The organism is Caballeronia sp. M1242 (genome assembly GCF_017220215.1).
In the GTDB taxonomy this organism is placed as follows: domain Bacteria; phylum Pseudomonadota; class Gammaproteobacteria; order Burkholderiales; family Burkholderiaceae; genus Caballeronia.
This window is the reverse complement of the sequence record NZ_CP071130.1, coordinates 1,061,255-1,085,120: the sequence shown is the minus strand read 5'-3', so window position 1 is coordinate 1,085,120 and position 23,866 is coordinate 1,061,255. Positions and strand designations below refer to the sequence as shown.

The window sequence follows — 23,866 nt, the reverse complement described above, 5'->3', positions numbered from 1 at the left end:
TTAAGGAACGCTTGTGTGGGCTCTCGGGAGTGCCTACGCTTTTTCTGGATTGGTGGCCAGGCCTTAGACGAGAGTTCCACGCGCCGCGGATGTAGACAGCGATTCTTGCGGCAGGACGTCGACAGGACCTGGCGACGACGGTCTTGGAGGCGCCGATGAAGTTTCCGCTGATGACCGGAATGTTCGCGTCCGTGATCTATTGCGCGGGTGCGCAAGCGATATCGCTCGGCGCTTTTGAGAATGAGCGTCTTCCGATGTTCGCTGGCGATACCCCGCCCGGCACGATCACCGTCACCTATCTCGGCACCACGACTCTACTTTTCGACGACGGCACTACGCAGATTCTCGTGGATGCCTTTCTTTCGCGACTGCCGATCACAAAAGTGAGGTTCGCGCGGATCAAGACGGACCGCAAGGAAGTCATTCGTATTCTGAAAGAAGCGAGGGCCGACCGCGTCAAAGGTATTTTCGTCACGCACTCGCACTACGACCATGCGTTCGACGCGGGCTTCATCGCGCAGTGGACCAAAGCGCCGCTTTACGGCACGGAAAGTACGCGCTATATCGGCCTCGGTGCGAAGCTTCGGGACGACCAGATCAAGCTCTTCGCACCGCGGCAACCGGTCAAGCTGGGCGAATTCGAAGTGACGCCTATTCCTTCTAAGCATTCTCCGCCATTTCCGTTCGTGAATGACAACCTAGGCGAGAAGATCTGCGCGCCTCTACCGCAACCGCAGCGAGAACGAGCGTATGTCGAAGGAGGAACGTATAACCTTCTGATCACGCATCGCGGCCATCGCATTTTAGTGGTGCCATCGGCGAACTATGAGCGAGGTGCGCTACATTGCGTTCACGCCGAGGTCGTGTTTCTCTCCATCGGGGCTATCGGCACGCGAAGCATCGACTATCACCAGCGCTACTACGACAACGTGATCGGCTGCACGCGGCCCTCGCTCGTTATCCCGGTACACTGGGACAACTTTTTCGTCCCGCTTTCGAAGAAGCTGCCTGCTCTGCCCGGCGCCAACGTGACGTTGCGATATATACGGGAACGGCTCAGAAGCGATAACGTCCGCTTGGGCGTTGTGCAGGGCGAACAGAAGGTTAAGCTATTCGACGAGACGTCTGCTGTCGACGTTTATCAGGGTCCGGGGCCAGGCTGCGAAAAGCGGCAGTGACGACGGTTAAGGCGAGCCTCGCTCATACTGCTCGATCAGGCATTGGCGTTCGTGCTTAACCGCACTGCGGCAGCCGCTCGACGCTTTGCAGTTTGCCCCTGCTCGAGACGAGCGGCTGCCGCCCGCGAGCGGGCCCTTCGTCTGCTCGATCGCTCCCAAGGACAGCGGCGAACTGACCGATGAGTCGTTGTGCGTTCCCTTCCCGAGCAAGCTAAGAAGGCGGCCGCGGGTGAACAGACCCGCATCTGCTATCAGTCGCGCTCTGTGCATTTTTCATCAGCCGCTGTGCAAGGAAAGCGACTCCTCTTTCCCACTCTCCAACGATAACCTGTTGTCCATGCCACGAGATGCCAACGGCACTCGGGCGCAACCAATAGCCAGGAGAGATGTCATGAGTCAAAGAAAGGTCGCAATTGTCACCGGCGCTTCGCAGGGCATGGGAGAGGGCATCGTCAACGGTTTTCGCGCTCGGGGCTATGGCGTTGTTGCCACGTCGCGCTCCATTCAGCCGTCAGCCGATCCGGACGTTCTGACCATCGCCGGCGATATCGGCGACCCGGAGACAGGCAAGCGTCTCGTCGCCGCAGCCCTCGACAAGTTCGGTCGCATCGACACGCTGGTGAATAACGCGGGCATCTTCATCGGCAAGCCGTTCACCGACTATACCGAAGAGGACTATCGGCTCAAGATGAAGACGAACCTCGACGGCTTCTTCTTTACTACACAGCAGGTCATTCCAGTCATGCTGAAGCAGGGCAGCGGACACGTTATCCAGATCACGGCCTCTACGGCGGAGTTCGCCAGCTCGCGTTCTCCAGCGTTCATCGCCATGCTGACGAAGGGCGGGATGAACTCTGCAACCAAGAGCATGGCGATCGAGTACGCCGCCCGCGGTATCCGCGTGAACGCAGTGGCTCCGGGCGTCATCCGGACGCCCATGCACGATCCGGATATGGTGGAAAAGCTAGCGGCGTTCCATCCCATGAACAAGCTGGGCGAGGTGGAGGACATTGTTCGCGCGGTGCTCTATCTGGAGGACGCTGTGTTTTCGACGGGCGAAATTCTTCACGTCGATGGCGGCCTCATTGCCGGGCGTTGAGTTGCGAGGAGGCGCGTGAGGCGCCTCCCTTATCAGGAGAGCACCGTATGCCGATTGTGAACATCCTAGTGACCCGTGATGGCACCACTCCCGGCGCAGAGCGCACGACTCGCAAACAGAAGGCGGCCGTGTACAAAGGGATCGCCGACCTGCTTTCTAACAAGATCGGCAAAGATCGATGACATTGGACAAGGCAGACTGCCGCTGTCCGAGTATCGCGATCGCCGCGCTCGGGCTGGTGCGTTGGACTCTTGATCGGCATTGAAGATGTATCGCTAAGCGCCTCGTGCCGGCGATACGTCGCAAACCATTTTCGGCGAGAGCGGTATGAGTTTGCCGAGGCCGCCCGGCATTTCCACATACAGAACGATTACCTTCCGCTTCTTAACAGCCGCTCAATTTGCTTGCGCTCTCTGTCCTCATACGCCGGGGCAGCAATTCAACAGCCGCGCGATCAATCCAAACAAGACGGAGCCGCGCCACGTATGCGCGATTCGACTCGGTTGGTGGCGGGCGAGCTGACTCGTTACGTGAAGACATCGGCTATTCCAATCACGTTCGACTGGGTTCCCGCTCATCCATTTCCATCCCTTCTGCATCGCCGAGTGTCGCCAGACAGACAACACGGTGTACGCCTCCGCGACGCTACTGGTGTCCTCGAGCCCTGACTACAATCCGCGAGACGCGTCGTAAAAACGAAAGCAGAACGAAGCGTGCGGCATCGTGATGGTGCTAGCGAACCGCGCCGCTTAGCGCGGCCCAATCTCTCTCAATCACCAGGACATCCAAGATGAGCGCAATAATCCGCAACGTGCAGCCCGTTACTCAAGCGATCGGCAAGAGGGGTTCCGGTGAGCTCGTGCCTTCCCGTTACGCCGTGCGCGTGGGCGATGTCGACGTCGTGCTGATCAGCGACGGCGTCTTGCCCCTGCCGACATCGACCATGTCGACCAATGTGAGCGAAGCGCAGCGCAACGAATGGTTCGACGGACGTTTCCTGCAGCGCGACATGTTCGATTGGGCGCTCAACATCGCGCTCGTGCGCAGCGGCGAACGATTGATCCTCATCGACTCGGGCGTAGGCGACGGTTTCGAGTACTTCTCGCGTGCCGGTAAGTCGGTCATGCGTCTGGAGTCGGCGGGCATCGACTTGGCCGCTATAACGGATATCGTCATCACGCACATGCACATGGATCACGTCGGCGGGCTGAACGTGGATGGAGTGAAGGCCAAGCTGCGCCGCGACGTGCGCATTCACGTGTCAGCCGCCGAAGTGGCGTTTTGGAAAAGCCCCGACTTCAGCAAGACCGTGATGCCCGAAGCGGTGCCTCCCGCGCTGCGCAAGGCAGCAGCGACGTTCATGGAGCTTTACGGAGACAACATCGTGAAGTTCGACCGAGAGGTGGAAGTCGCAACCGGCGTCTCCGCACGCGTCACCGGTGGCCATACGCCGGGACATTGCGTGGTGGATGTCGCATCGAATGGGGAGAAGCTGACGTTCGTCGGCGATGCCGTGTTCGAAGTCAATTTCGACAATCCCGATTGGCAAAACGGCTTCGAGCACGATCCCGAAGCGGCCGTCGATGTGCGGCTCGCGCTGTTGAACGAAGCCGCCGAGAGTGGCGCGCTGCTGGCTGCGGCCCATGTCGCATTCCCCTCCATCGGTCACGTTGCCAAGACCAATGACGGTTTCCGTTTCGTGCCCGTTCAGTGGGACTATTGAGGCTGAACGACGACGAGACCTTCGGGCGCTCGTAACGAGCGTCTGCTCCTCCGGTTCTACACGATGGATTCGATATGAAACTCAACGCTCTCCTGCGAGCCGTCTGCTGCATGTCACTGTTGGCCATGCTGCCCGCCGTCGCAGCGGCGGCTCCGTTCGCTGTTCGCGTCGATGGCCTCGAACGCGGCCGGTTCGAAAACGAACAGGTGTATGGTGGATTCGGCTGTCACGGTGAAAACGTGTCGCCCCGTATCTCGTGGACTCATGTTCCGCCAGGAACCAAGAGCATCGTCATCACGCTACACGACCCGGACGCGCCCACGGGCGGCCTCGGCTGGAGACACTGGCAGGTCGTGAACATCGCGCCTTCGCAAACATCGATCGAGAAGGGTGCTTCGGGCCATGTCGATTTGCTTCCGGCAGGCGCCGTCGAGACGCTGACCGATTTCGGTGCCTCCGCTTATGGCGGCCCGTGCCCGCCGCAAGGCGAATCGCATCGCTACATCGTGACGGCGTCTGCATTGGCGGTGCCCAGCCTCGGCGTCGACGCGAAGTCCAGTCCGGCACTCGTCGCCTATCAGATGCACGGCAAAGTCATCGGCGAGGCGCACTATGTGGCGCGCTATCGCCGATCGGCTGAGTAAGCGCGAAAGTGGCGGGACGTCGCTCTTCGACATCCCGCCATTCGGCGCATCGCTCCTTCGTTGAAGGACAGGCGCCGGTTTCGTGCGAAGAAAAAAATTTATCGTCCGTGTCACAGATGGCGGTCGTCGCACGTCTTAGAGGAGACAACACGGTCTTTGACCGATGACTCATACGAGCCCTACGAAAGCACGCGCTATGCATCTAGGCAGATCCTATCGGCTAACGGAGTTCCTCTTCTGGACGCGCAGGCAGATCTATGCGCTGCTCGTGTGCGGCTCGCTGCCGGTGATTCTCTACAAGTATGCGTCGATGACGTGGCTGTCGGTGCCGCTCACCATAGTCGTGCTGTTGGGAACAGCGACGTCATTTATCGTCGGCTTCAAGAACGTGCAGACATATAACCGCGCGCAGGATGCGCAGATGGTCTGGACGAGCATCGTGGGAGCGAGCCGCCGGTGGGGCCAAATAGCATGCACGCTTCCGAATGAGCGAGATGTCGGCAGGGATCTCATTTTCCGGCATCTCGCCTGGCTCACCGCGTTGCGCTATCAACTGCGCAGTCCCCGAATGTGGGAAGGCATGAGCCGATCCTTCAATCTGGAGTACCGGCGCCGATATCATGTGCCCGAATGGGAACAAGCGCTCGACGAGGTACTGGCACGATATCTATCTCCGTCGGAAACGGCCTGCGCGCTTGCGTCGTCATCATCAACGGCCGCGATCATCAGCATGCAGAGTCATTACCTGAAGGGGCTGCATGATGCCGGCCAGCTTAATGTGTCGTTCTATCTCGAGCTACAGCGCGGAATCGGGGAATTCATCGAACTGCAGGCGAACGCTGAACGGCTGAAGAACTATCCTTACCCCCGTCAGTACGCAACAATCAGCGCGCTGTTCGTGCGGTTTTTCTGTTTGTTGTTTCCGTTCGGCTTGTTGCAGGAGTTCGACAGACTCAACGACGTCGTGAGCGGGCCGATGCACGGCAATATGGTCTGGCTCGCCGTGCCGTTCAGCGTGATCGTGTCGTGGATGTACACGTCGCTGGCACAGGTCGGCGAAAGCACGGAGAATCCGTTCGAAGGCAGCGCGAACGATGTGCCTATCTCGACGTTATGCGCGGCCCTGGAGAGCGATCTTCGCGCGATGCTCGGCGAGACGGTCAGGCACGTCGAACCGGAGATGATCGCGCTCTGACAAGACCGAACCAGTGGAATAGACGAGGACAGCCATGAACAAGGCGGTTTCAGCCGGCCCGGCTCCCGACGATACCGACGACGCCACGCGTTCGTTCAACGCGTTGCGCAAACGGCTGTACGGGATCGCCTATCGCATGCTTGCATCGGTCGCTGAAGCCGAAGACGTCGTGCAGGATGCGTGGCTACGCTGGAATGCCGCGTCGCGCGCGGACATCGAGAATCCGGAGGCATGGCTCGTCGCGGTTGCCACGCGCTTGTCGATCGACAGGTTGAGGGCGGCGAAGCTGCAGCGCGAGCGTTATGCGGGGATCTGGCTGCCAGAGCCTGATGCGCTCGATGAGCCCGTTACGCCTGAAGAAATTAAAGAGCGCGCCGACGACGTTTCGGTTGCTTTCCTGATGCTGCTGGAACGGCTGAGTCCCGACGCGCGCGCGGCGTTTCTGCTCCGTGAAGTATTCGATGTCGATTACGGCGAAGTCGCCAAGACGCTGGACAAGTCCGAGGCGGCGTGCCGTCAACTGGTTAGTCGCGCAAAGACGCAGCTGCGCGAAGGCCGTGCCCGCATCACGGTGCCGCGCGAGATTCATCTGCGCTTGCTGACGCAATTCGCGCGGGCGCTCGAACATGGCGATTTCGCAGCCATCCAAGGGCTGCTTGCGGAGGATGCGGTGCTTGTCGGAGACGGCGGGGGCCGCGTGCCGAGCTTTCCGAAGCCGATGGAGGGCGGCAGGCGCATCGCGCAGCTCTTCTATGCATCGCAGCTACGCTTCAAGACAAATCTGCGCATGGAACTGGCCGTACTTAACGGGCAATGGGCGCTCTTGCGATTCATCGAGGGAAAGCTCGAATCGGCCCAGTCGTATGAAACTGACGGCGAGCGCATCGTGCGCATTCTCGTGCAGCGCAATCCCGACAAGCTGGTGAGGCTCGCCAACGCTTTTGGCGGCTGCTGACGGCTCTCGCGCACTCGCGACACCGCATTGGTGTCACGGGATCAACGCAGTGAGCCGCGATGCGTAGCTTCCGGCACCGCGAGGCGATAACTAACATCGTCGTGTACGGCATCTCGCCGCCCCGCCCGCGCGGCGCACGCGCAGCTCACCTCGCTGGAGCAACCATGACTCAACGCATCAACTACGTTCAACAATCACCCGAGCTATTCAAGCGCTTTGTTTCGTTTGGTCTGGCGGTGAAGGAAAGCGGTATCGAGGCGTCGATCTGCGAACTGACATCGCTGCGGGCATCGCAAATCAATGGCTGCGCGTTCTGCGTCGACATGCACGTGAAGGAAGCAAGGATTCATGGCGAGCGCGAACTGCGGCTGCATCACGTGGCCATCTGGCGGGAGTCGACGCTATTCTCGCCGCGTGAACGCGCCGCGCTCGCATGGACCGAAATCCTCACAAAGCTGCCGGCGGACGGCGTGCCGGACGATGTCTTCGAGCAAGTTAAAACGCAGTTCACAGACCAGGAGTTGTCGAACCTGACGTTTCATGTCATGGCGATCAACGGCTGGAATCGCGTGAATGTCGCTTTCCGCACTGTGCCGGGATCGTCGGACGCGGCGTTCGGGCTTGAGAAGGCGGACCTCTCGTGATTGAACGACGTCCATTCTGTCGGCCGCAATGCCAGCTGTAGTAGGCACCTCGCCCAGTGAAATAATGCATGGGTCCTACGCGCGGCCTTGACTGCGGAAAGTGCAGCGGCCGCGTCACAATGTGTTCGCGTCGAACGTCTTATCAGCATGTATCAACTCGACGCGAGCCATCATGTCCGACACGCAAACCCCTTTTCGTCCCGGCGGCGAAGACTCGCTTGCCAGCAGCTTCGCCAAGAGCTATGCAGGCGTCGTCGCTTTCCTCGCGGTGGTCAGCGAAGGCAGCTTCGCACGAGCCAGCGACCGGCTCGGTATCGGCCGGTCGGCCGTCAGCCGCAACGTGCAGAAGCTCGAGGCGCAACTCAATGCCAGGCTTTTTCTGCGTACGACGCGCAGCACATCGCTGACTCGCGAAGGCGAACTCTTCTATCAGAACTGTCATCCCGGCGTGCAACGTATCGTGCAGGCATTCGAGGACATGCGCGACCTGCGCGACGGACCACCGCGCGGGCACCTGCGCATCGGTTCGACGACGAGCTTCGGTCGCGCGATCGTCGCGCCGCTCATGCGCGGCTTCAACGAAGCGTTCCCCGAAATCACGGTCGAATTGCTGTTGAGCGATCATCCGGCTAACTTCACTTCGGACCGCATCGATGTATCCTTCCGCGATGGGCGCGTGGAGGACAGTCAGGTTATCGCCAGGCAACTGATACCGATGCAATTGCTCGTCTGCGCATCGCCCGCTTATGCGCGCATGCATGGCTTGCCGCGCGATATAGCGGAACTGCACGCGCATCGCTGCATCAACTTGCGAACGGCGTCGGGCCGTATCGCGGAATGGGAATTCAGTGTCGAGGGGCGTACTCAGAAGCTCGTGCCCGCGGGCCGGCACACGTTCAACTGCGCCGAACTGGCTCTGCAAGCCGTGCATGCGGGGCAGGGTTTGGCACAGCTTGCAGGTTATCAGGTATGCGAAGCATTACGCGATCGCCGCCTCGTATCCTGTCTGACGGAATTTTCGCCGAGCGATCGCGGACATTACCTGTGCTATCTCAGTCGAAAGCACTTGCCCGCGCGCATTCGCGTGTTCGTTGACTACATGACGGAACACGTTCGCGCACTCGATCTCGGTTGCTCACCTCCGCTAAGTCACGAAGCACGCGCGCGACCAAGCGTCGCAGCTAACCGGCACATTGAAGCAGGCTAGTACTTTGGACATTTCGCCATCTACTCAGTCGAACCAGGTGTCATTTGACACGGTGGTGGAGGGGAAGTCATGCAAACACCGAGTCTGCTTTCGACTGACTGCGCCCGCGTTGCCTTTTTCGGCGTCCACTCGTCGCCTAGAGTCATTAGGACCGAGACTCCTCATGCTAGTCCGAGCCCCAATGATGCAAGCAAAAAGCACATACGTTCCGCTTTGCCTGTTACTCGCGGCAAGCACGAGTTCGGTGGCGGCGCCGATGCAGATCGAATCCGGCTCATATATAGGAACCTGTGGCATCCGAGCTTTGGACTCGACCTCCGACCTTGCTTCTCGCTGCAACTCGACAGAAACTTGCCAGTACCCTGTGGCATTGCCCGCGCCCCTTCGAGAAAGAAGCGATTGCAAAGGCGATTTCCTCGTCAGATGGTCATGCGGGAATGGGGAAATTCACGAGGCATCGGTGAGCGCCGTCGGACAGAGCGACGGCGTCGTCGTACTCACGTGTGTTCCTTCGACGGGCGCAGGCAAATAGCAAGTTCCAAAACGTGGGACGCAACTCGCGTCGCCGCAATGACGAACTCAGTATTTAATTAGAAGACGCAGTGACTAAGCAATCCGCGCAGCGCATCAACCGTGTTTTCCCTGATATCAGTCTTGGTATCCTCGACGCCCAATAAGTGATTGGACCCGCATGCGTCGTCAGACTAATCTTGCGCAGGACTCAATCCTGAGTCCAGGACCCCGGACCTAGAGCCGCGGCAAAAATGATCCATCAGGAGACGATAATGAAACAGACCCGACGCACGGTGCTGAGCGCAATGCTTGGTTCGGTCCTGTTGTTTGCCGCGGGCATGAGTGCGCACGCCGAGGACAAGAAGATCACGCTGGGCTTCGCGCAGGTCGGCGCGGAAAGCGCGTGGCGGACCGCGAATACCGTCTCCGTGAAAACGGCCGCCAAGGACGCGGGCATCAACCTCAAGTTCTCCGACGCCCAGCAGAAGCAGGAAAATCAGATCAAGGCGATCCGCTCGTATATCGCCCAGAAAGTGGATGTCATCGCGTTCTCTCCGGTCGTCGAATCCGGATGGGAGCCCATTCTCGTCGAAGCGAAGAACGCTAAGATCCCGGTCATTCTCACCGACCGCAATATCGATGTGAAAGACAAGTCGCTCTATGTGACGATGATCGGCTCGGACTTCCTCGAAGAGGGTCGTCGTGGCGGCAAGTGGCTGGAAGATCACTATAAGAACGAGAAAGGGCCGATCAATATCGTGGAATTGCAGGGCACGGTCGGCTCGGCGCCGGCCAATGACCGCCGCGCAGGTCTGCTCGAAGTCATCAAGAACGACCCGAAATTCAAGGTCATCGCTTCGCAAAGCGGCGACTTCACGCTCGCGGGCGGCAAGCAGGTCATGGAAGCGTTCGTGAAGACCTACGGCAAGCAGATCAACGTGGTCTACGCGCATAACGACGACATGGCGCTCGGCGCGATTCAGGCGATGGAAGAGGCCGGCATGAAGCCCGGCAAGGACGTGACCGTCGTTTCGTTCGATGCCACCAAGGGCGGCTTCGAGGCGATGATCGCAGGCAAGATCAATGTGGACGTCGAATGCAGTCCGCTGCTCGGGCCGCAGTTGATGACCGCCGTGAAGGATATCGTCGCGGGCAAGCAATTGCCCAAGCGCATCGTGACGGAAGAAACCATCTTCCCGATGAGCGTGGCCGCGCAGACTCTGCCGCAGCGCAAGTACTGAATGCGTGCGCGTCCATCGCGCAGGCGTTCGGCCGCGCGATGGGCGATCCTTCCCTCTAGCCGGCGCTCTCCATGACCGACGCTCCCGTGCTCGAAACGATCGGCCTGTCGAAGTCTTTTCCCGGCGTGCGCGCGTTGCATGACGTCCGCTTCCGTTTGTTTCCCGGCGAGGTTCACACGCTCATGGGGCAGAACGGCGCCGGCAAATCGACGCTCATCAACGTGCTCACCGGCGTGCACGAGCCCGACGCCGGCGAGATCCGGCTCGCCGGCCAACCCGTGCATTTCACCGCGCCGCTCGAAGCGGAAGCGGCCGGCATTCAGACGCTGTATCAGGAAGTGAATCTGTGCCCGAACTTGTCGGTGGCCGAGAACATGTTCGCGGGCCGACAGCCGAAGCGGCGCGGCGCAATCGACTGGCGATCGATCCACGCGCGCGCGCAAGCGGCGCTCGCCGAACTCAACGTCACGGTAGACGTCACCAAGTCGCTCGATACGTATCCCATCGCCGTGCAGCAGATGGTGGCGATCGCGCGGGCTCTATCGGTCGATGCACGCGTGCTCATTCTCGACGAACCCACATCCAGCCTCGACGACGGCGAAGTCACGCGGCTCTTCGATGTGCTGCGCAAACTGCGCGATTCCGGCCTCGCGATTCTCTTCGTCACGCACTTCCTAGAACAGACCTACGCGATATCCGACCGCATCACGGTCATGCGCAATGGCGAGCGCGAAGGGGAATATCTCGCCAAGGATCTGCCCGTCGAACTGCTGGTGTCCAAGATGGTCGGCCATGAGCGCATGACCGAGCGGCTGGAACGCGCGGCGACGGAAGCGCCCGCAGAGCAGAGCAGCGTGCCGCCGTTTCTGGAGATGCGCGGCGTGGCCCGGCGAGGCGTGATGAATCCCGTCGATATAGACGTGCAGCCCGGACAGATACTCGGGCTCGCGGGTCTGCTTGGCTCGGGCCGCACCGAAACGGCGCGCCTGCTATTCGGCGCGGAACGCTCGGATGCGGGCGCGACGCGTATCGGCGGCAAGACCGTGAAGCTGCATTCGCCGCGCGATGCGGTGCGTCACGGCATCGGTTACTGTCCTGAAGACCGCAAGAAGGAAGGCATCGTCGCGGATCTTTCCATACGCGAGAACATTATCCTCGCGGTGCAGGCGCGGCGCGGGCTGTGGCGCTGCATCGGCAAGGCGAAGCAGCGCGAGATCGCCAACCGCTATATCCAGCAGTTCGGCATCAAGGCGCGCGACGCGGAGCAGCCCATCGGCCTGTTATCGGGCGGCAATCAACAGAAGGTGCTGCTTGCGCGCTGGCTCGCGACCGAACCGAAGATGCTGATCCTCGACGAGCCGACGCGCGGCATCGACGTGGCCGCGAAGTTCGAGATCATGGACCGCGTGCTCGCGCTCTGCGCAAAGGGCCTCTCCATTCTCTTCATCTCATCGGAAGTGAGCGAGGTCGTGCGCGTGAGTCACCGGATCGCGGTGCTGCGCGATCGACGCAAGGTCGCCGAAGTCGCGGGCCATACCGCGTCCGAAGATGACGTGTACCGGCTCATCGCGGGAGGCTCGGAATGAGCACGATCAAGGCAATGTCTCAACATCCGCTCGTGTGGCCGTGCCTGACGCTGATCGCGCTGTGCGTGCTCGATCTTTCGCACAACGCGAACTTCCTCTCCATCACGATGCTCGACGGCCACTTGTTCGGCGCGCCGATCGACATTCTGAATCGCGCGGCGCCGCTCGTGCTCGTGTCGCTCGGCATGACGCTCGTGATCGCGACGCGCGGCATCGACATCTCCGTAGGCGCGATCGTCGCCATTGCGGGCGCGACCGCTGCCACGATTCTCGCCGATGATCCATCGCGCGTGCCGCTCGCCATCGCGGCGGCGCTCGGAGTCGGCGTGCTCGGCGGCATGTGGAACGGCTTGCTGGTGGCGTTCATCGGCATGCAGCCGATCATCGCAACGCTCATTCTGATGGTCGCGGGACGCGGCGTCGCGCAGTTGCTGACGGGCGGACAGATCATCCCCATCGGCGCGAAGGGTTATCTGCTCGTCGGTGGCGGCTATCTCGCGAGCGTGCCGTGTTCCGTGTGGGTCGCGTGCGGTGCACTGGTGCTGACTGCGCTGCTGGTCAACCGCACGGCGCTCGGCTTGTTCATCCGGGCTATCGGCGTCAATCCGGTCGCGACGAGGCTCGTCGGCTTACGTTCGAGCATGATCGTGTTCGGCGTGTATGCGTTCTCGGGGCTTGCCGCCGCGATGGCAGGCGTGCTCGCCAGTTCGAACGTGCGCAGCGCCGACGGCAACAACGCTGGCCTGCTGCTCGAACTCGATGCGATCCTCGCCGTCACACTCGGCGGCACGTCGTTGCTCGGCGGGCGCTTCAGTCTCGCCGGCACCGTCCTCGGCGCGCTCATCATCCAGACGCTCACGTACACGACGTATTCCATCGGCGTGCCGCCCGAAGCCACGCTTGTCGTGAAGGCGGCGGTCGTGCTGGTGGTGAGCGTCATTCAATCGGCCACTGCGCGCACGGTGCTGATGCGTCAGTTGAAGCGCGTGTTCCCGGTCGCATCGAAACAGCCGCTCGCGGAGTCATCGAAATGAGAAATGTGTTCGACCGCGTGACGGACCCGCGCGTATTGCCCATCGTCATCACCATCGTGCTGTTCGCCGCGCTCTTCGGCTTCGGTTCGGTGATGTACACCGGCTTCTTCTCACTGCAAGTCTTGCTCGGCCTTTTGATCGACAACGCGTTCCTGCTGATCGTCGCCATCGGCATGACGTTCGTCATCGTGTCGGGCGGCATCGATCTCTCGGTCGGCTCGGTCGTCGCGCTGACGACCATTCTGTGCGCTGTCTTCGCCGAGAAGCTGCATTGGCCGGTGTGGGTGATCGTGCCGCTGGTGCTCGCGGCGGGCGCGCTCTACGGGGCCGCCATGGGCGCGCTCATTCACTTCTTCAAGTTGCAGCCGTTCATCGTGACACTGGCGGGCATGTTCCTCGCGCGCGGCGCCTGCTTTCTTATCACGACGCAATCCATCACGATCAACGATCCCACTTTCCACGCGCTCTCCGGTTTTCATGTGGATGTCGGCGGGGCGTCGGTCACGGCGGGCGCGCTCGTCGCGGTCGCGACGCTGCTGGTCGCGATCTTCGTCGCGCACTTCACGCGCTTCGGCCGTAACGTGTATGCGGTCGGCGGCAACGAACGCTCGGCGTTGCTGATGGGCTTGCCGGTCGCGCGCACCAAGGTCGGCGTGTATACGCTGAGCGGTTTCTGTTCGGCGCTCGGCGGCGTGGTCTTCACGCTCTATGTGCTTTCTGGATACGGGCTGCAAGGGCAGGGCATGGAGCTCGACGCCATCGCCGCGACGGTGATCGGCGGGACGCTGCTCACGGGCGGCGTGGGTTACGTGATCGGCTCGGTGTTCGGCGTCGGCATTCTCGGCACCATTCAGACGCTGATCACGTTCGATGGCACGCTCAGTTCCTGGTGGACGCGCATTGTCATCGGCGCGTTGCTCTGCGCGTTCTGCTTGCTGCAACGCGTGATCGAGCGGCACGCGGCGCGTCGCAAATCGAACGGCACCACGCTCGGCGAAGGACTGAAGCGCAAGAAGGCACCGGAGCCGTTGACGTCCGACGCGCCCGGCGAAGCGAAGCCGCTCGGACTGGTGCCGCGGAGTTGACGCTGCGTTGACCGTTGACGCGATGCTACGCGCAGGAGCGATGCGGCATTCGGTTCTTTCATTCGCAGGTCTTCGAGCTACGCCGCAAAAAGCTGTTCGCTCGCCTTGAACGCATCGGTCAGATGCTGCGTGACCGCTCGTATGGTCGCGTCGTTCCGATCCTGCCTGCGGATGAGCAGCCACATATCGCGAGGCGGAGGCACCGGCCCGAACGCGCAGAGCCTGAGCCCTGGCAAGCTGCGGCCAAGATAGTGCGGAAGCAAGGCCAGGCCGATGCCGTCGCGCGCGGCGATTGCCTGGAAGATGTGATTCTCCGCGCGAAAAGCGATACGTGAGCGCGGAAAGTGCTCTCGCAGCCACACCAGATTGGGCATGTCCGCGCTCTCCTCATTGAAGCTCACGAAGGTCGGCGACTCGCCGCGCTCGGCCCGCTCGCACTGCGCCTGCGTTCCCCATAAACCGAAAGCCATGCTCCCCACCGGCTTGGCGATGAGGTCAGCATCGGTCAGTCGTCCGACGCGCACTGCAATGTCCGCCTTGTGGCGATTGAGACTGATCGAACGAAGGTCGGTCGCGAGGTCGATGTCGAGGCCCGGATGCCGTGCGGTGATTTCGGTCAGCCGCGCGATCAAGAAGCCCTGCGACAGCGCAGGCGGCGCATTGATGCGCACGAGACCTCGTATGCTGCTCTCGCCGTCGCTCGGGGCGGGGCGCGTCAACGTCTGCGCTGCGGCTTCCATTTTCGCTGCCACTGCCAGCGCGCTTTCCCCCGCCGGCGTGAGCACATAACCGTCGGGCCTGCGCTCGACGAGGCTTTCGCCCAGACTGTCTTCGAGCGCCTGAATGCGTCTTGCCACGGTGGCGTGGTTGACCCGCAGTGCTCTGGCAGCGGATGACAAGCTGCGGTAGCGTCCCAAAGCCAGAAACATCCGCATGTCCTGCCAGTCGAGTTCTTTGCGTTTTTTATCGATCATGCAGCGAGGATAGCGACTCCTGGGCGGTGGTGTCCAGCTTCGCTTGCTGCCGCTTGCACGGGGCGACGACGGGACCTAAAGCGCGATCTCACGCGCGAAGATTCGTTCTTCATCCTTATCGACCGATCAATCGTGGCTCTCAACGAGGAGCGCGTTTGCGCAGCGTCTCCGAGGGCGACTCGCCGAAAGTTTCCGCATACGCAATCGAAAAGCGGCCCAGATGAAGAAAGCCGCACGCGAGCGCAATATCCGCGATCCGCGCGCGAGGGCCGGCCGCCAGCAACGCAGCCCGCGCATGTTCCATGCGGACCTTACGCACGAATTGCATTGGGCTCATCCCGCGCGCAATCTGAAACCGCTCCCGCAACGTACGCGGCGATACGCCCGCCGCCCGTGCGATGTCTTCCAGTTGCAACGGCTCGCCTGCATGTGCGCGGACGAACTCTTCGGCACGCTTCACGAAGGCGGGCGCGAGCGACGAATGCGTAACCGGAGCAACCGTCGCACTCGGCAACGAGCACGTCAGCAGATCGATGAGCAGCGCTTCCATATGTCCGGCGATCTGCCCGTTCGAACGCGCGCTCTCGAGCAGCGCCGATGACCCCGTGAGCGCGCGCAACTGCTGCATCCATCCCCGCAACGCTGGACTGTCGATGGACAGGCGCGGCGACAACAGCGTGCCGGCATCGTGGCTCGCTTTCTCGAACACGTCGGCATCCATGCGAAGCACGAACTGCTCGCAATCGGGCGACAACCATGCGTCGAACGGCTGACCCGGCGCGCACAGCACCGCATTGTGATGATCGACGTCGAGCGTCGCGTTCAGCGTGCGCACTTGCGCATGGCCGCGGAGGCAGAACATCAGAAGATAGTAGCCGTCGACGGATTCCACATCCACGTGCATGGACGCGCCGAAGGAGATGGCGCCGAGACCGAGCCGCCCCAGCTTCACGAAATCCATGTACGCGGGCCCGCGATCCTTTCCCGATGGCACGAGCACATGCGGCTGCATCACGCGCGAGATGAGATCGCGCGTCTCATCGAGATCGCTCGATTCAAAGAGCCGATAGCTGCGTAAGGCGTCGGGCGCAAAACGAGTCGGGGTCATGGATACGGGTAAACGCAGGTTCGCACCAGGCCGTTCGCGTCTTGCGAGGCCCGGTGAATAAAACCGCCGTTTTTGGATAGTACGTGAAAGAGCGGCGGCTTTGGTGGATAGACCCGCCATTTTGTCTCTCCAAAAATGCGCTGACACCGTGACGTATCGATTACGGCGCCCCCGCAACAGGAGAACATCCGTGGAAACGGCTGAACTGGTATTTCGCCCTCAAGGTCCGACCGAATCGGACCACGTTCACTTTCCGCGCGACGACGGCTCGCGCGTGCCCTACAAGGTCTTCAGTTCCCAAGCGGTATACGACCGCGAGCAGGAACGCATCTTTCGCGGTCCGACCTGGAACTTCGTGGCGCTGGAAGCCGAGATCCCAAATGCAGGCGACTACAAGAGCACGTTCGTCGGCGATACGCCCGTTGTCGTGACGCGGCTCGAAGACGGCGGGCTCGCCGCATGGGTGAATCGCTGCGCGCATCGCGGCGCGTCCGTGTGCCGCAAAGCGCGCGGCAACGCGACATCGCACACCTGCGTCTATCATCAGTGGAGCTTCGACAACAGCGGCAACTTGCTCGGCGTGCCGTTCAGGCGCGGCCAGAAGGGCATGACGGGCATGCCCGCCGACTTCGACCCGAAGAACCACAGCCTGCGCAAACTGCGCGTCGAGAGCTACAAGGGCCTCGTCTTCGCCTCGTTCAGCGACGACGTTGCGCCGCTGCCCGACTATCTCGGCGCAGAGATGCGCCCGTGGATCGACCGCATCTTTCATAAGCCGATCGAGTATCTCGGCTGCACGCGTCAGTATTCGAAGTCGAACTGGAAGCTGTACTTCGAGAATGTGAAGGACCCGTATCACGCGAGCATGCTGCATCTGTTTCATACCACGTTCAACATCTTTCGCGTCGGCATGAAGGCGCGTTCGATCCCGGACGCGACGCACGGCCTGCATAGCATCATCACCGTGACGAAGACCGGCGAGGACACGTCCTCGGCATACAAGCAGCAGAACATCCGCTCTTTCGATGAAGGCTTCGCGCTCGAAGACGATTCCATTCTCGGCCTCGTCTCCGAATACGAAGAAGACACGACGAACCACATTCAGCCGATCTTCCCGCAACTCGTCATCCAGCAGATTCACAACACGCTGGTCGCGCGCCAGTTGCTGCCGAAGGGGCCGAATAGCTTCGAACTGATCTTCCACTTCTTCGGTTATACGGACGACACGCCCGAGCTGCGCGCGCTGCGTATCAAGCAGGCCAATCTCGTGGGGCCTGCCGGCTATATCTCGATGGAAGACACCGAAGCGACCGAGCTCGTGCAGCGCGGCACCGTGCGCGATGCGGATGCGACGTCGGTCATCGAGATGTCGCGCGGCAATCCCGATCAGCAGGACACGGTCATTACCGAAAGCCTGATCCGCAAGTTCTGGGTCGGTTATCAGAAACTCATGGGCTATTGAGCGGCGAGGCGACGCATGGAACAGATGAAGCTGTGGTTCGAACTGCACATGTTGCAGGACCAATACATCAACGCGCTCGATAACGACAGGCTCGAAGCGTGGCCGACGCTCTTCACGGAGGACTGTCTGTACGAGATCGTGCCGAAAGAGAACGCGGACATGGGCTTGCCCGTGGGCATCATCCATTGCACGAATCAGAGGATGCTGCGCGACCGCGTGGTGTCGCTGCGTCACGCGAATATCTACGAGGAGCATAGCTACCGTCATATGACGTCGGGGCTTACCGTCACGCGCGACGAAGACGGCGTGATCGAAACGGAAAGCAACTACGTGGTGATCCAGACGCGCAGCAACGGCGAATCGAATGTCTATCAGGCGGGCCGGTATTTCGACAAGGTCGTGCGCACGGCGGAGGGTCTGCGCTATCGGGCCAAGCGCGTGATCTACGACACGTCGCGCGTGCAGACGCTGCTCGCCACGCCGATTTGAGGAGCGGAACATGGAACAACTGACGAATGCATGGCACGCCATCGGCAAGCTCGACGACTTCACCGAAGGCGAGCCCGCCGCGGTCGTCGCGAACGACAAGCCGGTGGCCGTCTTCCGTATCGGCGATGAAGTCTTCGCGCTGCACGACCTCTGCACGCATGGTCACGCGCGGCTGTCGGAAGGCTTCGTCGAAGACGGTTGCGTGGAATGTCCGCTGCATCAGGGGCTATTCGATATCCGCAGCGGCGCGCCGCGTTGCGCGCCGGTCACCGAAGCCGTGCGCAGCTATCCGATTCGCATCGTCGATGGACAGGTCGAGATTCATGTCGAGTAAGCCTTATGTGATCGTCGGCGGCGGACACGCCGCGCGCCGTGCGGCCGAAACGCTGCGAGCGCGCGATGCGGATGCGCACATCGTGATGATCGGCGATGAGCGTGCCTTGCCCTACGATCGCCCGGAACTCTCGAAGGCCGCGCTGCTGTCGGAAAAAGGCGAGCGCCGTATCTTCATTCGCGATGCCGCATGGTACGACGCGCAACGCGTCGATATGCGGCTCGGCATGCGCGTGGAGGCCATCGATCGTGAGGCCCAATGCGTCGTTCTGAGCGATGGCGCGCGCATCGAATACGAGCGCTTGCTGCTGGCGACGGGATCGCGCGTGCGGCCGTTTCCCGGTCATGTCGATGAGGGCGTCAAGCTGCACTACGTCCGCACCGTCGATGATGCGCGCGCGTTGCGGGCGGCGTTGCGGCCGGGCGCACGCGTGGCGGTGCTCGGTGGCGGCTTTATCGGGCTCGAAGTCGCGGCTTCTGCGATCAAGGCCGGTTGCGCGGTCACGCTCGTCGAACCTGCGGAGCGCTTGCTGATGCGCTCGATGCCGCGCGAAGTCGCCGACTTCCTGCATACGCTGCATCGCACGAAAGGCGTGGACATGCGGCTGCGCACGAAGCCTGTGGCCGTAAGACGCGGCGCAGAGCATGCAATCGTCGAGACCGATCGCGGCGATATCGATGCGGATATCGTGGTGGTGGGTATCGGCGTGGTGCCGAACGTGGAACTCGCGCAAGCGGTGGGGCTCGCGGTCAACAACGGTATCGTCGTGGACGAGCAATGCCGGACCGATGATCCTTCGATCTTCGCGGCGGGTGAGGTCACGAGGCATTTCAACCCGCTATTGAAGCGGCATGTGCGCGTCGAATCGTGGCAGGTCGCAGAGAATCAGCCCGCCATCGCCGCAGCAAACATGCTCGGCGCACAGGAGCGTTACGCGGAAACGCCGTGGCTGTGGTCGGATCAATACGACTGCAACGTACAGACGCTCGGCATCTTCGATGCGACGCATACGGTGATTCTGCGCGGCGATCCGTCGGCCGGCTCGTTCTGCGTGCTTGCGCTGGATGAAGCGGGCGCGCTTGCCGCGGTCGCCGCCGTCAACGCGGGCCGCGACATGGGCGCGTGCAAGCGGCTGCTCGCGGCCGGCACGCGGCTCGACATCGATGCCCTGCGCGACACAGCTGTTTCACTGCGTGCGTTGCTCAATGCGTGAGTGGATTTGAACAGTCATTAGGATGACGAACGGTAAGAGCATGGAAACGGGCATCGAAATGCAACTGAACAAAGCCGTGGTCGAGCGCTTCACGCGCGATGGCCTCATGAAAGTCACCCGTTGAGAGAACAAGAGCGATGCTGTCCCATGTTCGAATGGTGGTGAATATTCCGGCTGACATGCCCGCTCATGTCGCCGACGAGATCAAGGCGCGAGAAAAGGCCTATTCGCAGGGGCTTCAGCGCAGCGGCAAATGGCGTCACATCTGGCGTCTTGCCGGAGAGTACGCCAACTTCAGCATCTTCGATGTCGAAAGCAATGCCGAACTGCACGAGATTCTCACTGCATTGCCGCTTTTCCCCTACATGAAGATTTCGGTGACGCCGTTGTGTCGCCATCCGTCGTCCGTGAGAGACGACGACGCTTGAGCATCAAAGCCAAATTCAAATTCCCATACGAACGGAGACATGAATCATGAGCGTCAAAGTATTCCAGAGCGAGGAAGTGCAAGGCTTGCTGAAGGCGGCGGCGAATCTCGCGGGCGATGGCGGCAATGCGCGTGCAAAGCAAATCACGCATCGCTTGCTGAGTGATTTGTTCAAGGCGATCGACGATCTCGACATGACGCCCGATGAGATCTGGGCCGGCGTTAATTATCTGAACAAGCTCGGTCAGGACGGCGAGGCGGCGCTGCTGGCGGCGGGCCTCGGACTCGAGAAGTACCTCGACATTCGCATGGATGCCGAAGACCGCGAGGCGGAGCTGAACGGCGGCACGCCGCGCACCATCGAAGGCCCGCTGTACGTGGCCGGCGCGCCGGTGCGGGAGGGCATGGCGAAGATCGACCTCGACGCGGATGAGAACGCGGGTCCGCTCGTCATTCGCGGCACGGTCACGGGACCGGATGGCAAGCCGCTCGCGAACGCGCTGGTCGAATGTTGGCATGCCAATTCGAAGGGCTTCTATTCGCACTTCGATCCGACTGGCGCACAGAGCGACTTCAATCTGCGTGGCGCGGTAAAAACGGATAGCGAAGGCAAATACGAGTTCCGCACGCTGATGCCGGTGGGTTATGGCTGCCCGCCGCAACGTTCGACGCAGCATTTGCTCAACGCGCTCGGCCGGCATGGCAATCGCCCGGCGCATGTTCACTTCTTCGTGACTGCGGACAACTGCCGCAAGCTGACGACTCAGATCAATATCGAAGGCGATCCGTTGATCTGGGACGACTTCGCTTATGCCACGCGAGAAGACCTGATTCCGCATGTCGTCGAGAAGACGGGCGGCAAAGCGCTGGGCTTGAAGGCCGACGACTATAAGGAAATCGAGTTCGACTTCAGGCTGACGCCGCTCGTTCACGGCAAGGACAATCAGATCGTGCAGCGAAAACGGGCATCGGTCGAGGCGTGACGCTGGCCGGTTCGCCAATGAGTGCTTGCGGCCCGAACGTCACGCGCTCTCGCGGTCGATGATCGCAAACCCCGTGTCGACCCTCAGTGCCGGTTGCGCGGGGTGCCTTCCGTCCAGCCTGTTCACGAGCGCGTCGGCCGCCAGTCTGCCGATCGACGCGCCGTCGATGCGCACCGTCGACAGCGAAGGATGGACATGCGCCGCGGTGCTCAGATCGCCGAAGCCCATCACGGCTACGTCGCGAGGAATGGCGATGCCGCGCTTCGCCGCCTCGGCGAGAATCCCCTGCGCGAGCGTGTCCGTGCTGCACACGATGACCTCGGGCAAGCCGCGGTCCAGCAGTCGAGCGAACCCTTCGCGCCCGGTCTGAAGCGTGGCCGGAGCGGGCAGTACTTCGATCGGTACGTCGCTGGTTCCGTGGCGCTTCAGTTCATCGATCAGGCTCAGGCTTCGCCGCACGCCGCGCGGGTCGTCGGCCGACAACACCGCGAACCGCCGATACCCCTTCGCGAGCAGATGGCGCGCGACTTCGACGCCGACTGCCTCGTGCGAGAAGCCGATCAGCATGTCGATAGGGTCGTCGGTCAGGTCCCAGATCTCGATGATCGGCACCTTCGTCCTGCGCAGCCGTTCTCGCGTGAGCGGCGAATGCTCGGTGCCGGTTAGAACGATGGCGTCGGGCCGTCGCCCGAGCAGGGTTTCGACAAGCTGCTCCTCGCGCTCCGGAAGATAGTCGGTGAGGCCGAGCAACGTCTGATAGCCGGCAGGCGCGAGCGTCGCCATCAGGCTCTGGACCATGTCCGTGAAAATCGACGTGGCGATGGTCGGCAGCAAGAGGGCGATCAGATGGCTCTTGTTCGTCGCAAGCGCGCCCGCCAGCAGGTTCGGCACGTAGCCGGTGGCGCGCACGGCATCCATCACGCGCTGGCGCGTTTCCTCGCGAACGAGTTCGGGGCGCTTGAGCGTGCGCGAGACGGTCATTGCGGTGACGCCCGCGAGACGCGCGACGTCTTCCAGCGTCACGCTGTCGTTGGCTTCTGTCGAACCGAGCTTCGCCGGCGCGTAACTCTCTTCCATTCGAGTCCCCTTGTTTCGTTTGATTGTAGCCTCAGAGGCTCACGTCCGAACGATCGTAGAAATAAGACGTCGTATCTCTGCATAGCGGGAAAACCCGGATTTCAGCGATGTTTGCGCTAACATATGCTTCGCTAACGATGAGACATCGCACAACCTAGCCGGAGACGACGATGGAGCGAGGCATACAACGGACTGCGACTTCGATGGCCGCGGACCAACTGGGCGAACGAGCGGCCAGCGCGGACGGTCAGGCTTCGAGCTACGCGGGACGCAGCAAGGCGCGGTTCCTGATTGTCTTCATGCTCTTTCTCGTCACGACGATCAACTACGCGGACCGCGCGACCATCTCCATCACGGGTTCGTCCATCCAGAAAGCGCTGCACATCTCGCCGGTCGAGATGGGCTATATCTTCTCGTCGTTCGCGTGGGCCTATGTGATCGCGCAGATTCCGAGCGGCTGGCTGCTAGACCGCTTCGGGTCCAAGCGCGTCTATGCTTTCAGCATCTTCTTCTGGTCGTTGCTCACGGCAGTTCAGGGCTTCGTGGCCGCCTTGCCGGTCGGCGTCGCGTTCGCCACGCTTTTCCTGATGCGCTTTCTCGTCGGCGCAGCGGAAGCGCCCGCGTTTCCGGGCAACGCGCGCCTGACCGCGACGTGGTTTCCGACGGCCGAGCGCGGCACGGCATCGGCCATGTTTAATTCGGCTCAGTACTTCGCGACCGTGCTGTTCTCGCCCATCATGGGCTGGATCACGCACGCTTACGGCTGGCCGCATGTCTTCTATGCGATGGGCGCGCTCGGCATGCTCGTCGCCGGCCTGTGGTTGAAGACCATCTACGCGCCGCGTCAGCATCCGCTCGCGAACGAGGCCGAGATTCGCTATATCGCCGACAACGGCGCGATGGTCGATCTCGAAGACCGGCAAGTGGCGAAGGAACGCCGCGCCGCGCAAAGCCATACGCATACGCAGAACGGCGGCACGCATGGCCGTCATGCGCTCGCACAATTGCTAAAGAGCCGCATGATGCTCGGCGTGTTCATCGCCCAGTACTGCATCACCACGCTCACGTATTTCTTCCTGACCTGGTTCCCGATCTATCTCGTGCAGGAACGGCATATGTCGATTCTAAAAGCGGGCGTGGTCGCATCCATTCCGGCTATCGCCGGTTTTCTCGGCGGTCTGCTGGGCGGCGTCGTGTCGGACCGGCTGATGAAGCACGGCTTCTCGACGAGCACCGCGCGCAAGGTGCCGATCGTCGTCGGCCTGCTGCTCTCGACTTGCATGATCGCGTGCAACTATGTCGATAACCAGTGGCTCGTCATCGGCATCATGGCGGCGGCGTTTTTCGGCAAGGGCATCGGCGCGCTCGGCTGGGCCGTCGTATCCGACACCGCGCCGAAGCAGGCGAGCGGCCTGTGCGCGGCGCTCTTCAACACGTTCGGCAATACGGCGGGCATCACGACGCCGATCGTCATTGGCTATCTCGTGCAGGGAACCGGCTCGTTCGCGGCGGCGCTCGTCTTCGTGAGCGCGAACGCGTTGATTGCGATCGTTTGCTACGTGTTCGTCGTCGGCAAGATCGAACGCTTCCAGCTTGCCGAATGAACGCATTGAATAAGCATAAAGTTAGGAAACCGAATAAAGCAGCCGTCGCATCAGCACGACGCGCGCATTGTCCAAATCAACCGATGGTATT

23 protein-coding genes are annotated in these 23,866 nt (G+C 61.5%); 20 read left to right on the top strand and 3 right to left on the bottom strand.

Annotated elements, in window-relative coordinates; genetic code table 11:
• The first annotated feature begins 155 nt into the window (after nt 1-155).
• The 13 genes from JYK05_RS18470 (at nt 156) to yjfF (ending at nt 14,104) form a co-directional block, all read left to right on the top strand.
• The gene (locus tag JYK05_RS18470; RefSeq protein WP_206468739.1) at nt 156-1,178 is read left to right on the top strand and encodes an MBL fold metallo-hydrolase; all 1,023 of its coding nucleotides are present in this window, start codon (nt 156-158) and stop codon (nt 1,176-1,178) included.
• A gap of 391 nt (nt 1,179-1,569) precedes the next feature.
• Nucleotides 1,570-2,277, top strand: a complete 708-nt coding sequence (locus JYK05_RS18465; RefSeq protein ID WP_175942200.1) for an SDR family NAD(P)-dependent oxidoreductase — start codon at nt 1,570-1,572, stop codon at nt 2,275-2,277.
• Between the two features lie 47 nt (nt 2,278-2,324).
• Complete coding sequence (locus JYK05_RS26530; protein WP_256443406.1) at nt 2,325-2,459, top strand: hypothetical protein; 135 nt, start codon at nt 2,325-2,327, stop codon at nt 2,457-2,459.
• A gap of 608 nt (nt 2,460-3,067) precedes the next feature.
• Nucleotides 3,068-4,000 (top strand): MBL fold metallo-hydrolase, encoded by a 933-nt coding sequence (locus JYK05_RS18455; RefSeq protein ID WP_206468737.1) that lies wholly within the window; start codon nt 3,068-3,070, stop codon nt 3,998-4,000.
• A gap of 74 nt (nt 4,001-4,074) precedes the next feature.
• Nucleotides 4,075-4,644, top strand: coding sequence for a YbhB/YbcL family Raf kinase inhibitor-like protein (locus JYK05_RS18450; protein WP_206468736.1), 570 nt, complete (start codon nt 4,075-4,077; stop codon nt 4,642-4,644).
• A 196-nt stretch (nt 4,645-4,840) separates the two neighbouring features.
• Nucleotides 4,841-5,839 carry a bestrophin family protein gene (locus tag JYK05_RS18445; RefSeq protein WP_206468735.1) on the top strand — a complete coding sequence of 333 codons (999 nt, stop codon included), beginning with the start codon at nt 4,841-4,843 and terminating at the stop codon, nt 5,837-5,839.
• Nucleotides 5,840-5,873: 34 nt separating this feature from the next.
• Complete coding sequence (locus tag JYK05_RS18440; RefSeq protein ID WP_175942196.1) at nt 5,874-6,794, top strand: RNA polymerase sigma-70 factor; 921 nt, start codon at nt 5,874-5,876, stop codon at nt 6,792-6,794.
• A gap of 164 nt (nt 6,795-6,958) precedes the next feature.
• A complete protein-coding gene (locus tag JYK05_RS18435; protein ID WP_206469654.1) occupies nt 6,959-7,438 on the top strand; it encodes a carboxymuconolactone decarboxylase family protein in 480 nt (159 codons plus the stop codon).
• 172 nt (nt 7,439-7,610) lie between these two features.
• Complete coding sequence (locus JYK05_RS18430) at nt 7,611-8,645, top strand: LysR family transcriptional regulator (RefSeq protein ID WP_206468734.1); 1,035 nt, start codon at nt 7,611-7,613, stop codon at nt 8,643-8,645.
• Between the two features lie 818 nt (nt 8,646-9,463).
• The gene (locus JYK05_RS18425; protein WP_241270014.1) at nt 9,464-10,399 is read left to right on the top strand and encodes an ABC transporter substrate-binding protein; all 936 of its coding nucleotides are present in this window, start codon (nt 9,464-9,466) and stop codon (nt 10,397-10,399) included.
• Nucleotides 10,400-10,470: 71 nt separating this feature from the next.
• Entirely contained in the window at nt 10,471-11,985 is a 1,515-nt protein-coding gene (locus JYK05_RS18420) for a sugar ABC transporter ATP-binding protein (protein WP_206468733.1), read from the top strand.
• 14 nt (nt 11,986-11,999) lie between these two features.
• The gene (locus JYK05_RS18415) at nt 12,000-13,019 is read left to right on the top strand and encodes an ABC transporter permease (RefSeq protein ID WP_371826436.1); all 1,020 of its coding nucleotides are present in this window, start codon (nt 12,000-12,002) and stop codon (nt 13,017-13,019) included.
• Nucleotides 13,016-14,104 carry a galactofuranose ABC transporter, permease protein YjfF gene (yjfF, locus tag JYK05_RS18410; RefSeq protein WP_206468730.1) on the top strand — a complete coding sequence of 363 codons (1,089 nt, stop codon included), beginning with the start codon at nt 13,016-13,018 and terminating at the stop codon, nt 14,102-14,104. Before JYK05_RS18415 ends, yjfF begins: the two co-directional genes overlap by 4 nt.
• Before the next feature lie 77 nt (nt 14,105-14,181).
• Here yjfF and JYK05_RS18405 read toward each other — a convergent pair whose 3' ends face one another.
• Both JYK05_RS18405 and andR read right to left on the bottom strand, forming a co-directional pair.
• On the bottom strand, nt 14,182-15,078 hold the full coding sequence (locus JYK05_RS18405) for a LysR family transcriptional regulator (RefSeq protein WP_206468729.1): 897 nt from the start codon (nt 15,076-15,078) through the stop codon (nt 14,182-14,184).
• A gap of 139 nt (nt 15,079-15,217) precedes the next feature.
• A complete protein-coding gene (gene andR, locus JYK05_RS18400) occupies nt 15,218-16,186 on the bottom strand; it encodes an anthranilate 1,2-dioxygenase regulatory protein AndR (RefSeq protein WP_206468728.1) in 969 nt (322 codons plus the stop codon).
• 190 nt (nt 16,187-16,376) lie between these two features.
• Between andR and andAc the strand changes: the two genes are divergently transcribed.
• The 6 genes from andAc (at nt 16,377) to catA (ending at nt 21,094) form a co-directional block, all read left to right on the top strand.
• Nucleotides 16,377-17,648: an anthranilate 1,2-dioxygenase large subunit AndAc gene (gene andAc / locus JYK05_RS18395; protein ID WP_206468727.1), complete on the top strand. Its 1,272-nt coding sequence runs from the start codon at nt 16,377-16,379 to the stop codon at nt 17,646-17,648.
• A gap of 15 nt (nt 17,649-17,663) precedes the next feature.
• Nucleotides 17,664-18,137 (top strand): anthranilate 1,2-dioxygenase small subunit AndAd, encoded by a 474-nt coding sequence (gene andAd / locus JYK05_RS18390; protein ID WP_175942183.1) that lies wholly within the window; start codon nt 17,664-17,666, stop codon nt 18,135-18,137.
• Between the two features lie 10 nt (nt 18,138-18,147).
• On the top strand, nt 18,148-18,471 hold the full coding sequence (gene andAb / locus JYK05_RS18385) for an anthranilate 1,2-dioxygenase ferredoxin subunit AndAb (protein WP_175942182.1): 324 nt from the start codon (nt 18,148-18,150) through the stop codon (nt 18,469-18,471).
• The gene (gene andAa, locus JYK05_RS18380) at nt 18,461-19,684 is read left to right on the top strand and encodes an anthranilate 1,2-dioxygenase system ferredoxin--NAD(+) reductase (protein ID WP_206468726.1); all 1,224 of its coding nucleotides are present in this window, start codon (nt 18,461-18,463) and stop codon (nt 19,682-19,684) included. Before andAb ends, andAa begins: the two co-directional genes overlap by 11 nt.
• 137 nt (nt 19,685-19,821) lie before the next feature.
• Nucleotides 19,822-20,112: a muconolactone Delta-isomerase gene (catC, locus tag JYK05_RS18375; protein WP_206468725.1), complete on the top strand. Its 291-nt coding sequence runs from the start codon at nt 19,822-19,824 to the stop codon at nt 20,110-20,112.
• A gap of 46 nt (nt 20,113-20,158) precedes the next feature.
• Nucleotides 20,159-21,094 (top strand): catechol 1,2-dioxygenase, encoded by a 936-nt coding sequence (gene catA / locus JYK05_RS18370; protein ID WP_206468723.1) that lies wholly within the window; start codon nt 20,159-20,161, stop codon nt 21,092-21,094.
• A gap of 39 nt (nt 21,095-21,133) precedes the next feature.
• Here catA and JYK05_RS18365 read toward each other — a convergent pair whose 3' ends face one another.
• Entirely contained in the window at nt 21,134-22,171 is a 1,038-nt protein-coding gene (locus JYK05_RS18365; protein ID WP_206468722.1) for a LacI family DNA-binding transcriptional regulator, read from the bottom strand.
• 299 nt (nt 22,172-22,470) lie between these two features.
• Here JYK05_RS18365 and JYK05_RS18360 point away from each other — a divergent pair, with 299 nt between their 5' ends.
• Nucleotides 22,471-23,775: an MFS transporter gene (locus tag JYK05_RS18360; protein ID WP_241270013.1), complete on the top strand. Its 1,305-nt coding sequence runs from the start codon at nt 22,471-22,473 to the stop codon at nt 23,773-23,775.
• Nucleotides 23,776-23,866: the final 91 nt, after the last annotated feature.